The 15148-nt window shown below is 34.9% G+C and carries 14 protein-coding genes; all 14 read right to left on the bottom strand.

Annotation, left to right across the window (positions count from 1 at the left end; all coding sequences use genetic code 11):
• Positions 1-105: 105 nt before the first annotated feature.
• Positions 106-996 (bottom strand): GDP-mannose 4,6-dehydratase, encoded by an 891-nt coding sequence (locus EQG61_RS02615; protein WP_129460332.1) that lies wholly within the window; start codon positions 994-996, stop codon positions 106-108.
• Positions 980-2014: a GDP-mannose 4,6-dehydratase gene (gene gmd, locus EQG61_RS02610; RefSeq protein ID WP_129460331.1), complete on the bottom strand. Its 1035-nt coding sequence runs from the start codon at positions 2012-2014 to the stop codon at positions 980-982. Before gmd ends, EQG61_RS02615 begins: the two co-directional genes overlap by 17 nt.
• Positions 2014-3135 (bottom strand): glycosyltransferase family 4 protein, encoded by a 1122-nt coding sequence (locus EQG61_RS02605; protein WP_129460330.1) that lies wholly within the window; start codon positions 3133-3135, stop codon positions 2014-2016. The genes gmd and EQG61_RS02605 overlap by 1 nt, the downstream gene beginning before the upstream one ends.
• The gene (locus EQG61_RS02600; RefSeq protein ID WP_129460329.1) at positions 3125-4390 is read right to left on the bottom strand and encodes a hypothetical protein; all 1266 of its coding nucleotides are present in this window, start codon (positions 4388-4390) and stop codon (positions 3125-3127) included. Before EQG61_RS02600 ends, EQG61_RS02605 begins: the two co-directional genes overlap by 11 nt.
• Positions 4387-5658 (bottom strand): lipopolysaccharide biosynthesis protein, encoded by a 1272-nt coding sequence (locus tag EQG61_RS02595; RefSeq protein WP_129460328.1) that lies wholly within the window; start codon positions 5656-5658, stop codon positions 4387-4389. Before EQG61_RS02595 ends, EQG61_RS02600 begins: the two co-directional genes overlap by 4 nt.
• A 241-nt stretch (positions 5659-5899) precedes the next feature.
• Complete coding sequence (locus EQG61_RS02590; protein WP_129460327.1) at positions 5900-6445, bottom strand: hypothetical protein; 546 nt, start codon at positions 6443-6445, stop codon at positions 5900-5902.
• Positions 6446-6504: 59 nt separating this feature from the next.
• On the bottom strand, positions 6505-8622 hold the full coding sequence (locus EQG61_RS02585) for a DUF6311 domain-containing protein (RefSeq protein WP_129460326.1): 2118 nt from the start codon (positions 8620-8622) through the stop codon (positions 6505-6507).
• Between the two features lie 4 nt (positions 8623-8626).
• Positions 8627-9340, bottom strand: a complete 714-nt coding sequence (locus EQG61_RS02580) for a glycosyltransferase (RefSeq protein WP_129460325.1) — start codon at positions 9338-9340, stop codon at positions 8627-8629.
• The gene (locus EQG61_RS02575) at positions 9328-10089 is read right to left on the bottom strand and encodes a class I SAM-dependent methyltransferase (protein ID WP_129460324.1); all 762 of its coding nucleotides are present in this window, start codon (positions 10087-10089) and stop codon (positions 9328-9330) included. The genes EQG61_RS02580 and EQG61_RS02575 overlap by 13 nt, the downstream gene beginning before the upstream one ends.
• A gap of 86 nt (positions 10090-10175) precedes the next feature.
• Positions 10176-11036, bottom strand: coding sequence for a dTDP-4-dehydrorhamnose reductase (gene rfbD, locus EQG61_RS02570; protein WP_129460323.1), 861 nt, complete (start codon positions 11034-11036; stop codon positions 10176-10178).
• Complete coding sequence (rfbC, locus tag EQG61_RS02565) at positions 11030-11581, bottom strand: dTDP-4-dehydrorhamnose 3,5-epimerase (RefSeq protein ID WP_129460322.1); 552 nt, start codon at positions 11579-11581, stop codon at positions 11030-11032. The genes rfbD and rfbC overlap by 7 nt, the downstream gene beginning before the upstream one ends.
• A gap of 1 nt (position 11582) precedes the next feature.
• Complete coding sequence (gene rfbA, locus EQG61_RS02560) at positions 11583-12446, bottom strand: glucose-1-phosphate thymidylyltransferase RfbA (protein ID WP_129460321.1); 864 nt, start codon at positions 12444-12446, stop codon at positions 11583-11585.
• The gene (locus EQG61_RS02555; protein ID WP_129460320.1) at positions 12446-13417 is read right to left on the bottom strand and encodes a hypothetical protein; all 972 of its coding nucleotides are present in this window, start codon (positions 13415-13417) and stop codon (positions 12446-12448) included. The genes rfbA and EQG61_RS02555 overlap by 1 nt, the downstream gene beginning before the upstream one ends.
• Before the next feature lie 4 nt (positions 13418-13421).
• Complete coding sequence (locus tag EQG61_RS02550; RefSeq protein ID WP_129460319.1) at positions 13422-15113, bottom strand: DUF6909 family protein; 1692 nt, start codon at positions 15111-15113, stop codon at positions 13422-13424.
• Positions 15114-15148 lie beyond the last annotated feature (35 nt).

The raw sequence follows: 15148 nt of genomic DNA, 5'->3' as shown, positions 1-15148 counted from the left end.
TCATTTTTTTAAACAAGAAAATAGAGGAAACATCTAAAATTAAAAATTTAAAGACCCGATGATTCAGCTGATTATTACGAAATTGATTAACTAAAAATCAATAATTTAGTTGACGAATGAAGTCAGCAATTCTCTTAAATCATTATTAGTGGGGAGTTCAATGAGTAGTTTTAACTTTTGAACCGAACCACATAAATATTGGATTTCATTCGGTCGCACAAACTGTGGATTGATTGAAATCTGGGGTTGATGACCTGTGATTTTTGAAAATAGATCTAAGATTTCATGCAACGAGTGCATTTTCCCTGAACACACATTTACAATCTCTTGCGTAACCTCTGAAAATAGGAGTCGTTCATAAACTTCAACTACATAATTCACACCATTGTATTCACGATAGACGTCCAAGTTACCCAATTCTAATTGAGGTGCTTTAGATGTAAAAGCAGCTGCAATTTTTGGAATCACAAAATGGGATTCTTGTCCTGGAGCGGTATAATTAAAGGGACGAACCATTAAAATGGGCAATTGTTCCCAATACATTTTACCCACTTGTTCCATAGCTAATTTACTGATTCCATAGTGATTCACTGGATTAGGATTCATGGATTCATGGTATTCACTCCCGATTTGATTCCCGTAAACGGTTGCACTACTAGCTAAAAGAATCTTAGTTACGGGTTTGGTTAAATTCAAGCAGGCTTTTAACACGTTTTGTGTTCCTAAAACATTCACTTCATAAAAATCCAAAGTCACTGGATGTTGCACAAATGAAATGGCCGCTAGATGTACAACATAGTCAGGAGAAAGTTGGGTGATAACTTCTTGAACTTGGTCCGGCTGAGTTAAATCGCAATGAAAAATAGTGGGATCATCACTTTTTGAATTGGAAAAACCTACCACACGATAGCCTTTGCCTTCTAAATGTTTTTTTAAATAAACACCTGTAAAGCCAGTGATTCCAGTGATTAATATGGTTTTAGAATGATTTTCCATGTTGATTGCGTGTCAGGTCGGCTTGAACCATCATCGAACACAACTCGTGAAGAGAGGTTTTCGGAATCCAACCCAAAAGATCTTTTGCTTTTTGCGCATTTCCAATTAATAAATCCACTTCTGCAGGGCGGTAATATTTGGGATTAATAGAAACTAATTCTTTGCCTGTGGTAGCACAGTAGCCTTTTTCAAGCGCACCTTCCCCTTTCCAATCTATCGTAATTTCAATATTTTCAAAAGCAATTTCTACAAATCTTCGAACCGATTGGGTTTGATTTGTAGACAGTACAAAAGAATCGGCCTCATTGGATTGAAGCATTTTGTACATACCTTCCACATATTCGCCAGCAAATCCCCAATCGCGTTGTGCATCTAAATTACCCAATTCCAAAGTTTGCGCCATTCCTAAATGAATTTTTGCAACGGTATCGGTAATTTTTCGGGTAACAAATTCTTTACCGCGTAACGGTGATTCGTGATTAAATAAAATACCGCTCACTGCAAACATATCGTAACTTTCACGATAATTGACGGTCGCCCAATGGGCAAACAATTTGGCAAAACCATACGGACTTCTCGGGTAAAACGGGGTGTTTTCAGTTTGGGGAATTTCTTGTACTTTCCCAAACATTTCCGAGGTAGAAGCTTGGTAAAACTTTATTTTTTTATTTACCAAACGAATGGCTTCTAAGATGTTTAAAGCGCCAATTCCTGATGCTTGCGCTGTATAAATAGGTTGGTCAAAAGAAACACCAACAAAACTTTGAGCTGCCAAATTATAAAATTCGTCGGGTTGACAAGATTCAAGTAGTCGAATACAAGAAGTAATATCATTCAAATCAAATTCAACCAGTGTTAGATTGGGGTGATTAACCACGCCTAATTCTTCCAAACGCCAAAAGTTCATCGAACTTGAACGACGGTATGTTCCAAATACGCGATACCCTTTTTCTAACAATAACTGGGTTAAATACGCTCCATCTTGACCGGTAATTCCGGTTATAATTGCATTCTTCATTACTTTCTTTTACTAATATCAGCTTGTAGTATTGCAAGGTAAGCCTCAGAGGCTACTTTCCAATTGTACTTTTCGGCCACTAATTTAGACATTTCTAATGCCTTTTCAGGATTAGGATTGGATATTTTATCGGCTAATTTGATTTTAAATTCTTCCTCATTTAATGGGTCAAAAAAATCGTCGCCAAAAAAATCAAATTCAGCCATAGACGTGGCATTAGAACAAAGGGTTGGAATTCCCGCAGCTGCCGATTCCAACGGTGGCAAACCATACCCTTCTGCAAGGGAAGGATAAACCGCTACTGTAGCGCCACGTAAAATTAAAATCAAATCAGAATACGGGACCTTATTTAATAGATGAATCTTACTTTTAATTTCCGGACTTAAGGATTGATACAATTGATCAAACTTTGGATCGTGAAAGGTTACATCGCCAATGAGTACTAAATCGCTGCTGTGATGTAGTTGTAAATCCACGAATGATTTCAGTAAGAGATAATGATTTTTTCTGGGTTCATGTCTCGAAATGTAAAGAATGTAGTTTTTATAACCGAACTTATCCTTTACCTGTTGTTGCTGTTCGTTCCGGTCAAATTTTTCAAAAAACAAATCTTCAACTCCATAAACTGTAACGGCCACATTGTTCAATTTGAAGTGTTTTTCAATGCTGTTTTTAGAAAAATGAGAGCCCGTTAATATTAATTCTGAAAACTTACCGCTTAATCGAAACAAAATAGCGTTCTGTATTCGGTTTAATAATGGAAAATATTCTCTCTTTTCTAAAAATAATATGTCGTGCAAGGAATCGATGTAACGACACATTTTGATCGGAGGAACGATATATTGAAAATGCGCGTAATCAATTTTTAACTTTTTTATGAGAAACGGTATGTCGAAAAGTAACCTAAAGAATTTACTTTTCAATTTATATTTGACAAAGAAAACATTGTCTGCTTTGTCAAAACTCTTGGCTAAGTTTTCCACATCTGTTGCCGCAAAATAAAAATCATACGACTTGTTTTTTATTAATTCTGCATAGAGACCTTGGATGTAGGTTCGCGAACCTTGAAATCCATAATCGAACACATGACAGTCTACAAATATTTTTATTCTAGTACTCATTTTTTTCAGTAATTGGAGTCGCTTTTGAATTCATTAAGATTTCTCGATAAGCAATTAAAAAACCTAGGATTAAGGATTTATTATCTAACTTTAAATACAGACCTAAAAACACCCAATTGGAGACAATAAGAAAGATAGCGCTTCCTAATAATAACAAATTAAGTTGATAAACTAGCGGGTCTGAGGTAACTTTCATTTTACCCAAATAGACCATAAATAACACGGTTAAAAAAACACCGATTAACCCGGCTTTGAGATACATCGTCATGTAGGTATTGTGTAATTCGGGAACATAACGAATAAACTCTTGGTCATTGGTCCACATTTCCCTGCCAAGATCAATAGTAGAGCCCATTCCTTTACCAATTAAAATGGTTGGAAAACCTCTATCAGTAACTTGGCGAACTGTGATTATATTTTCAAATGAGCGGTAATTATCGTTAAAATCTTTCCAATCTTCTTCATTGATTTTGGTCTTGAAAGATTCAATTGGGGCAATTTTTATTTTATACAAAAACGCTTCAAGCCCCTCGCCTTTTCTTGACGGATTGGAATAATAAATAGCAGCATAAGCGGCCAAAACAATGGCGCTAACCGAGATTAAATATTTGATGTTTTTGGCGTTTAAAATAAAATATCCTTTAATGGCCATGATCAAAACAACAAACTGAATCATGTTGGTTCGGGCCAAATACAAAAAGGCAGAAATGGAAAGTAATACGATAAAAATCAAGCGAGTTTTGGGATTGATTTTGATTTGAAATTCTTTGGAAAAAATCAACAACACCAATGTATAGATTTCATAATCGTTAAAATAACCGCCGTAGTGACGCAACAAGTGCATCGTGGTTATTTTAAAAATAAAAAAGCAAACAAGGATGGTTAAAATATGAATGATGGCTAATAAAACTCCTGCATACAAGGCGGTTGAAAAAAATCGTTTCCCGTTTATTTTGCAGATGTTATACCCCACAGCCAAACCAAGCATAGGTTTGAGCAAATAACTGATATCCTTGAAATACACATAGGATTTATGAGCCGTAAACTGTGCACTGAACAAAGCCACAAGGATAACTAAACCCAATAGCAATTGTAATCGTAAAAAAGTAACGGAATACTTTTTTCGTAAAGTTATAAAAGCCGTGAATCCCCAAACAACAAAAGTGGTTTCGTAACTGTTAAGCAACAAAACCAAAACACATAAGGTGTATAACAATTTGGTAAGAAAGGAATTCTCTGTGAAATTTAAGGTCATAACGACTTTTTTGAATCCATTTTTTTAAGGATTACAAAGTAGGAAATAATAATGAATATTTCAATCATAATTGTAGCGATAAAAGCACCCGACAACCCCATTTGTTTTAACAAGAAGATCATTAAAAAAAGATAGGCTATGGTGGCCAAAATGGTAATTCTAACGTAATAATAACTGGAATTATAGGCAAACATTAATTGACGAACAGCAAAGGTCAATCCCATAAGTATAGGTAGGACTAAACCGAGTTTAAAATACGAACTCAATACTGTAATATCGTGGGCATTGACTTTGAAGAACTGTAAAATTATCGGAGTATTAAAGAATATTACAGCGACCAAAACGAATACAACTAGATAATTAATTCCGTTTACTTTTAGCCAAAACTGGAAACCGTTTGATTTATCTTTATCGATTTGCACACAAATTTCGGGATAAATGAAATTAAAAAATGTTTGCAAATAAGTTCGAAAAATCATCACAATATGTTCGATAACACGGTATTGTCCTGCCACAAAATTTCCACAGAAATAGCTCACAATCATGACGGGTGCAAATTGATATGCGGCAAAAAATACCTGCGAAAGGGTAAGTGAAAATTCGTCGCGTATTAATTGAATGGAGGATGCAAATTTGAATTTACGAAGGTTAAACTGATGTTTTTGAATAAGATAAATGATGCCGATTAACGAAGGAATGATTAGCCCTATTCCATTAAAAAAATTGACATAAATGTAGTCATTCGACTGATTAACGAAGAGCAGAACTCCAGCAATATATATTCCTTTGGAAAGAATATTGATTACTGTAATCCACACAAAATTTTGCATGCCTTGAAGAAACCAGGTCGGATTTAAAAATTGACCTACTACCATCACCAAACTCAGCAGTAATTGGGTGCGATCGACACGAAAAAATGGGACGGTTGAAATAATTAGAGCGGCAAGCAATAAAAAGAAACACAAGAGCATAAATTTCGCCCCATAAATCGTCAAAAACCGTTCTTCGATTTTATCTTTATTATAGGTGTTAGTTGCTATTTCTCGTGTTCCGTTGATGTAAGAACCGTAATCAACCCAGACATTCACTAAAAGTGCGAATGAAAATCCGACGCCAATTTTACCCAAACCGGCTTCTCCGCAGACAAAAATCACATACGGAACGATTATTACAGGACTAATTAAATTTACGGCTTGTCCAAAACCATAAATCAAAAAATCCCATGCTTTTTTGCTGCGTATAAAATGACTTATTTTCTCGAGATTCATCTACGTCTGTTTGCCCATAGGGAGTCATTATAAAAAAACCACCCTCAGGTGGCTAAATTACGTTATTTTTCATAACTACTGGGCTTGTAATAATACGGTTTCTGTTTCTTTAACAGAATGTACATTGTGTGCATTTCTTTCCTTTAAATTCTAATGACTGAGGAAAGCGATATGTTGTTACTATTTATAAAAAAGCCATAATCTGGGATAGATTATGGCTTATTATTTAAGTGACAAATTCTTATTTTACTAATTGTGCCAATTGTTGGTCAAAGCTTTCTACAGAAAACATCATTGGGTCATAGTTTCCATCTTTTGCGACAATCGGACTTATTTTTGAAGTTGCTTTATCAACCTTAACAAAAGAATCATCCGGGCGGAAATAATCAAAGAAAGTCGGTCCCGCCGCATCGATTCTTTTTCCTTTGTATTCTACTGAGAAACGATTTACGGTGATGTCACCCAAATCTTTTTTCAATCCAAAATCCATTCGTAAAGTCAATGGTTTTGCTCCTTCAGGCAATTCAAAAACAATATCTTGAGGTGTTTCACTTCCTTTTACAGCAACATATATCGATTTATCTTCAGAAAATGGTACGCTAGGATCATTTACATCTTTGTAATATACTTGGAAATCATCGTCTTTTTTAACAGTAGCATTCAACGTGATTTTAAAACGATTACTTACAACTTCTTGAACGGATTCTTCCGATTTTGATTCCTCATTTTTACAAGATAAAACTGTAAATCCTAATAACGCAATAGCTAAGAAATGTTTTGCTTTCATTGTTAATTTTTTTTGCAAATGTAATTATTTTTTTAAAGTATGATAGTCTATTCTAAATTTCAATTTTGAATGGTTTTATCGGTTTTTACATAATACTTCGTTTGGGACGGTTTTTTGATTAATACGCCTAATTGAAAGTTCCCTTTCGGGACTTTGTTATAATTAATGGAGCCGTTAAAACCCGACCCAATTAACTTCTCGTTGTGGAATGCTGTAACTAAATCCCCTCTGTCCTCTTTTTTTACATAAAAAAGATAATTAGTTTTCGCATTGCTTAATACCATAAAAACAGAATCCTTCTGGGTATCTTTTGCTTCGTTTTCCATTGCCCAACCTCGAACTTGGATCATGGAATTAGACACATTATAACTATCTAAATTAAACTTGACTTGTCCATTGTCAGTCAATTTTTCATTGAGTTGAACCAACTCATCTTTTATTGTTTTTTGGTAAAGCTGATACAATGAATCTTGGAATTTATTGTCTTGTTCAGAAAAGTTTATAACATTTTTTAATGCGTTATCTTGTGACGTTCCGTAAACAATATAGAATCCATCTATTTTTTTAATTCGCACTTTTTTGTCATGTAATAACTGGCCAAAAGCTACAATATTAGGTTTCGTTGTAATGAATAATTGTTTATCCTCAATCGTGCCACTACTGAGTTGCCCTTCCAAATTCATCTTAAACGATTCGGTTTTGGCGACATCGGTACGAGCAACATAGGCATTTGAAATTGGTTTTCGCTCTTTTAAAGATAAGTAACAAAGGTCTTGGTAATCCATTGGGTAGGTCTGACTGTAGTTATAATTAAAAGGAGGATAAACGATGGTTCCATCAAAGGATTTAAAAATATTACCCCAGAGTTCATCGTTTAAAGGAGTGTCATACGAACCAAACTTTAAATTTCTATAGGTTATTAAGGTTTTTATATCATATAACTGGATACAGACAATAATTCCTAATAACACCATTTTAAAAGTGGTGTTGAATCTTGACTTGATAAATAGTATTGAAAAACTAATTATCACTACATAATACATCGGCCATACAAAACGACCAGAAGCTCTAAATGTCTGGTATAAAAGCTCATAGTATCCTGAAATGGTAAAATCAAATATTATTTTATTTCCGTATGAAACTTTGTTGGTTAAGGCAAATAAAACCATTCCGAAACCAAGAATTAAAAGGAAAGAATAGGTTTTTAATACATTTCTAATACTCATTTTAAAGAAGAATAGAGTAAATAGTCCAAGTCCAATTAAAACCATCACTCCCATACCTAAATAGGCAAATCCTTCGTATTGCATGGGATTATAGATGGGTAGGTCAGGAAAAAAGGCTGAAAATCCTCTACCATTATACAATGCATTAAGATTCAAACTATAATTATTATAATCATCAACAGAGGCTAAATTTGCTGATTGATTAAAATTGATTAATCCAATAAATATCCAGGAAATGATCAGTAATAAAAAAGCGGCTATTGGAAATATTATCCCTTTTTTTAAAGGAATTGATTTATCAATAAAAACCTGTTTTAAAGGTAAAATTACATTAAATCCAATAACCATAGCTGTCAAGTAGGGGTTAATAAAACCACTTAATACCAGGATAATTATTTGATTTCTGTTTATTTGAAATACATTACTCGGAGTCGATTTTTTTCCATAATAATAAATAGAAGCCAGTAATAACCAGTGCGCACACAATGCAGGGTGTAAGCTTCTGAAAATCAAAATTGGACTACATATCATTAAAACGGCTATAAAAAAGGAATACTTTCGATCAATTTTATAGTTGTCCAATATCTTAATTGTAAAATACCCATTCAAATAAAAGCAAGCGAGCAACCAAATTCCAAAGTACTGAAATTCCTCTGGCAATAGACTCGCAAACAATTTGAAAGGAATCGCTAAAAGCGGAATAGAATCAGTAAATCCAACATTTGTTCCTACTGGATAATTATAACTATGAATAGTTCCTAAAGGGAAACTCCATTCATCTCCACGATAAAAAGCCCAGCCCAAATAATGCGTTCCCCAATCGTGATGAACATCCATTAACCAAGCTATCTCTGTAGGATTTAAAGCTTTAATACCGAAAACCAACGCAAATAAAAGGATCGATACAAATGTGAGAAATAACGTGGTAACTATTTTTGAATTTAAATTCATAGGATTAATATTTTCGAAAAAGCAGGGTTAACTCTCTTACTATTTTAAATACAGATTTCCAAGTCAGTTTAGAGCCTTCAACATCTCTCCAATTAAAAATGGGCACTTCCCTTCCATGTTCTAAAAGTCCCTTTTTTTTCAGTCGGATAAACAATTCAACATCAAAAAGCCATGAAGTATTAAAGGGTGTATCAAACCCTTCTGAAATGATTTTGGAACTGAAAAACTTGGCCCCACATTGGGTATCGTAAATACCTAATTTGAATTTAAAATTGATCAACGTAACAATGACTCGCCCAATAATATGTCGGTAAAACTTTCTTTTAATTCCGGAATTGAGTAACAATATTCTTGAACCGATAAGTAATGACGGTTGAAGTTGTTTTACTTCCTCTTTGAGACGAATAATCTCTGTTGCCGGTGTTGAAAAATCAGCATCAAAGTAGCCAATATAATCGTAACTATTTTGATTATTAATCGCATTAATTGCAGTATAAACGGCATTGGCTTTGCCCGAATTTTTTGAGTAATCAAGCAATGTACATCGGGTTGGATATTGCGCTATAATTTTAGAAATTACTTCAACCGTTTTATCTGTACTGCCATCATTTACGAAATATATTTGCAGGTCAGAATGATCTATTAATGTATCAACCGACTGCAAATCTAATCGCAATTCTTCGTTATAACACGGAATTAAAATGGCTATTTTACACATAAACAATAACAAGAAAGACCCGGAATCTTAATTCCTATTTTTTTCATGAGTAAGGTAATACGAAAATCAATAGATAGCATTGCATTTATCAATCCTGTTTTGAATTTCCCGGCACCCCAATTGTCGATGGATTCTTTTTTATCTTTTTTCAACAACTTATCGAGATTTCTAAATATCAATAGGGTGAAAAAATAATAACCTTCGTCCAATATTGTAAAACCATTGGACTCCAAAACCTTTTTCAACTGAGGTAACGTATAGCGTCTGTAATGCCCTAAAAGAACATCATGACTTGAAAAAACCGACTGAAAGGCTGGTACAGCAAAAAAATAATGGGCTTTTCTGTTTCTTGAGTGTAAATGATCTAAAATGACTTTCTCATCTTCAAGATGTTCCAAGACATCCATGCACAAATACAAGGTGTTGTCCTCTTTTTGTTCTGTTTCGTTGAATTCTTGAATTGTTTTGTAGTAGTTAACAGCACTGTTGTTATTGTTACTTTTCAATTGTTGAATGACATCAGGTGTATATTCAATATCAATTGCAAAATATTCTTTCGACAAATTCTTATCTACCAACGTATGAATAACATAGGCATCACCACTACCAATATCAACAATTCTGTCCACTGGAAAAGATATTTTGGATTGTTTTAAAAAGGTATGGAGCACATTCTTTCTTGATGTTTCCCACGGGTGTCTTTGGTAGTTGGCTTTGTCTTCCAGCCTTGAAAATTCAGATAAATCCATTTAAAAAAGATATGCAATGGCAATTAATACTATTAAAAATGTAAATATAACTATTAGAAAATTAGAAAAAGAATAGAACAAAAATTTTAAGAATTTGATTCTATACTAAACAAACTTTCCTTCCAATCTAAAATCGCAATGTTAAAATTCTTTTTAATTTTTGCCTTATCCATTACACTGTAGGCGGGACGTTTTGCTGGTGTAGGAAATTGATCGGTAGTTATAGGTTGAACAGAAATAGCTGTTGAATTTTTTTCAAAAATGGCTTTGGCAAAATCATACCAACTGCATTGCCCTTCATTGCTATAGTGATAAATCCCATAAGGATGAACCTCCATAGCACTGTCTTTTTGAATTAATTCAATCAACACAGCCGCTAAATCTAAGGCGTTAGTTGGTGTTCCAATTTGATCATTTACAATGGACAAACTGTCGCGTTCCGCAGCTAATCGCAACATCGTCTTCATAAAATTATTCCCAAAGGGAGAATAAACCCAGGAAGTTCGAATAATATAATAAGCGTTTCCATGCTGTTGAATTGCCAATTCCCCGGCTAATTTACTCGCGCCGTAAACGCCAAGTGGAGCCGTAGGAGCTGTTTCTGCATAGGGTGTCGTTTGGGTGCCGTCAAAAACAAAATCGGTAGATATATGAACTAAAATGGTCCCAATCTCAGCACAAATTTTAGCCAAATTTTCCGGACCCATAGCATTAATTAAATACGCTTTCTCTGGTTCAGATTCGGCTTTATCTACAGCGGTATATGCCGCAGCATTGATGCAGTAATTCGGTTTTTTCTGTAAAAATAATTCTTGTGTTGAAGACGCATCGGTAATATCAAGGGTGGCAGAATCGCAAAACACCCATTCAATATCGGTGAATTTTTGAGCCACATGCTGCAACGATTGACCCAACTGACCCGCAGCTCCAGTGACTACTATTACCATACGTTACGTGCGTTTTTAAAATCAGGCAAAGCTTTGTCTTTATCAGAGATAATTAAAGTATCTTTTCCCATTTGCCAATCGATTCCGATTTCAGCATCATTATAAATAATTCCTCCTTCGCTTTCTTTGTTGTAATAATTATCACATTTATAGAAAAAAGTAGCGGTATCACTGAGTACTATAAATCCATGGGCAAATCCGCGAGGAATAAAAAATTGCTTTTGGTTTTCTCCACTTAATAAGACGCCAACATGTTTGCCAAACGTAGGTGAATCCGGGCGAATATCGACGGCGACATCCCAAACTTCGCCTTGCAATACGCGTACGAGTTTAGCTTGAGCATGTTCACCGCATTGGTAATGTAACCCTCTCAATACTCCTTTGGAAGAATAGGATTGATTGTCTTGTACAAAATGTACGTGTTGACCTGTAATTCTTTCAAAGGTTTGTTCGTTAAAACTTTCCATAAAATAACCCCGTTCATCCCGAATTATTTTTGGATCAAGGATAAAAGCGCCTTCTAATTCCGTTTGAATACACTCCATATTATCGTTCTAAAAGTGACATCAAATGAACGCCATAACCACTCTTCAATAGCGGTTGAGCGATGGTTTCCAATTGATGAGCATCGATATAACCCATTTTAAAAGCCGCTTCTTCAATGGCGCCAATTTTTAAACCTTGGCGTTCTTCGATCACCTGAACAAATTGACCCGCTTGCATTAACGACGGAAATGTTCCTGTATCTAACCAAGCCGTTCCTCGGTCAAGAATGCTCACTTTTAATCTGCCTTGTTTTAAATATTCTTTATTGACATCGGTAATTTCTAATTCACCACGTGGACTCGGTTGAATGTTGGCAGCGATATCCAGCACCGAATTATCATAGAAATAAATTCCCGGTACGGCATAATTGGATTTAGGATGTTCTGGTTTTTCCTCAATTGAAAGTACATTTCCCTCTTTATCAAAATCAACCACACCGTAACGCTCTGGATCTTGAACATGATACGCATAAATAATACCTCCTTCAGGATCATTATTGGTTTGCAATAACTCAGCTAATCCTGTCCCATAAAAGATATTGTCGCCCAAAATCAAAGCTACTTTGTCATTTCCGACAAATTCTTTACCAATAATGAAAGCTTCTGCCAAACCGTTGGGATGTTCTTGAACCGCATATTCAAATCGACACCCTAAACGAGAACCATCCCCCAACAGTTGCTGGAATAATGGTAAATCATGTGGTGTTGAAATAATAAGTATTTCACGAATTCCCGACCACATCAAAGTAGATAACGGATAATAAATCATCGGTTTATCATAAATGGGCATTAACTGTTTTGAAACAGCTAATGTCAACGGGTGTAATCGTGTGCCAGAACCTCCGGCAAGTATGATGCCTTTCATTATTTTTTAGCTTGAAGTTTATAAATCTTCTTGAAAAAGCGGAAGGTGGTGAAAATTAACACAAATAAAAATGGGAATACCAACTTTAATTTGCCGCTTAAACCACTTGTGTTTTTTAAGTTCAGAGAAGTGTTGATCTCTTTGATAATTTTTTCGTAGTTTACTAATACAATTTTATGATTTCCTTGCTCAATTACCAAATCATTCTTTGATTTAATAATATCATTTAATTGTGTGTTTTCATTAAAATAAACGAGCTTGTCACTTTTTTGATTTCCATTAACTCCATTTGAAAAACTATTAAGAACCCCGTCAATCTGCTTGATTATCAAATCATTGGCTTTGATTTTATTTTTAACATTCTGAATGTTTATCACTTGAAGTCTTTTGAAATAATCCGATTGATTTACAAAATTCAAAATCGGGGTAACCACTTTATCTTTGGTTGTAGGTTTTGCGGTAACAATTAAAATTTCATGGATCGGGTAATTCTTACTCGTCACTTTATCTTCAATAATTTTCTTAATGTCAGCATCCTCAGACATTAACCGAATCAATTCAAAATTATCGGGGCGATTTTCAATAAAACGATAGATGTCGGTAATCGGTTTTACAGTTACTTCAGCCACTTTCTTAGGCTCTTTAATACCCACTACATTTTTCAAAAAAACAGTATCCCCTTGAATAATTTTAGAATTGATTAAATCAACTTTGGAATACAAATAATCATTACTTCCAAAATTTGGGGTAACGATTACTTGTGTAGTATAGGATTTCGTTATATAATCAGCGCCTGTACCCAAGACAATACCTATGACAAAAAACAGGATTATTTTTTTTCGATTATTGATAAAAAACGAAATGAATTGAACGGCTCTTTTTGTAATCCCAGAAGTTAGACTTCCAAAATTATCTTTCATCTCAAACAAATCAATCTCTTTTTCGCCAGTAGACTGTGGAGTTGTACTCATGCTATTATAGGTTAAATAATTGTTCTAAAATTTTTATCGTAATCAAATAAGTAGGTTTAACACCTGTAGTACCTAATCCTCCTGATGCTAGCGTGCTTCCTGTCTCTAAAGGATTATCAGATGCATAATACGCATAGCGAACTTTTACATTAGGATTGATGCTTTTACGAATGCGCGAAGCCGATTGAATGGCTTTTTGATAATAAGCGCCTTCCATTTCCAATCCAATAGCACCCCAAGTGGATTCGTGGAAAAATTTCAACAAATCTTTATTCTGTAATGACGTTCCGAGTACTGTAATCATCGGACCTGCGTAAACAGGAATGCCGTGACCTTCAAACAATTCTTTAGTCAATTCGTTGTCAAAAGGATAGTTGTCCGCTGTTCCCTCGTTGATGTGGGCATTCGGAATCATAATATCGCCTTTTCCTCCCTCAAGAATCCCCGCTTTACCCATGATAGAAACCGATTCTACATTAAGTAAAACCTTCTCTTTTCCTGAAGTTTTATAGGGTTTCAAAAGTTCGTCTATCGTTTCAAATGCTTGCTCTCCAAACGCATAATCCATCACAATAATTACAGGTGCTTCGCCTTGCATCTTCGCTTTGGGGAAATTGGATTTTTTCCAATCGATTTTTGCCGTATCAAACAACTGTACATCAATATTGGTTCCTGAGGTGTCGGGCATTGAAATCATCCCGTTTTTCAAGGCATATTCTTCCACTTTCTTGCGCAATTCCTTATTTTCAGAAGCACTCAAGTCTTCATAAATCGCATATTCGGATTTGTCTTTGTATTTTGCACCTAAAACACATTGTGCATAAATGGAATTCATCACACTGTGCATATTCGCACTAATAATGTGAATCGGACGAGTAATTAACCCGTTTTCATCCAAAGTACGTTTGATCGTATTGGCCCAAATCTCTCCGTGGATATGGTGTCCTAAACGCTCTCTTAGTATTGGACTGAATGTAATCGTACGTTTATTGTTGTCTACAATTTCTTCAATGGCTAATTTTCCTAACCAATAAATCACATGGATAAAACGATCTGGTTTTTCTGGAATCGCAAACGCATCATAAATATCAAGCACTTCTGAAAAACTACGTCCCAAAACATTGGCGGCATGAGAAATTGCCACTTCTTTTTCAATTTGGGTCAATTTTTTGCCTTGTAAAACAACTTGTTCGATTTTTTGCCAATCCCGCGTAACTTCTACTTCAATATCATCCAACAACACGCGATCTTTAATCTTGTGCGATTCGATGAAAATAAATGTCAAATGGGTTAAAATGTCATAGATATCCGAACGTCCACGGGTGATTTCCACATTCATCTGTTCGTCATCAATGCGGTAACAATTGCGACGACGCTTAGGTGGAATAATTGGTTTAAAATGGGATTTAGAATAGCCTTCATCCGAAGTTAAGTTGATGTAACGACACTCTTCAATACCAATAGGTAAACGTTCAATCACATAAAGTAGACCGTTTAATTCTACTTTCTCATCGGCAATACTGCCGTAAATTTCGGGGCGAAGCTGTAATAAAGCTTCTCGTAATGTGTCGCCGGAAACACCCATCGGTTTGTAAAAACCACGGTTGAATAAATGACGCATTGTAATGTACAGTCGCTCGATAGCTGCCGAGGACTCTTGCGCTCTGGAGCGCGAAATGTTTTTAATTTCTTTCATTAAAATATTTTTACTAACCCGCAAAGGTAGTGATT

The organism is Flavobacterium stagni (genome assembly GCF_004122105.1).
GTDB classification, from domain to species: domain Bacteria; phylum Bacteroidota; class Bacteroidia; order Flavobacteriales; family Flavobacteriaceae; genus Flavobacterium; species Flavobacterium stagni.
The sequence above is the reverse complement of the archived record's forward strand: the minus strand, read 5'-3'. Positions and strand labels throughout refer to the sequence as shown.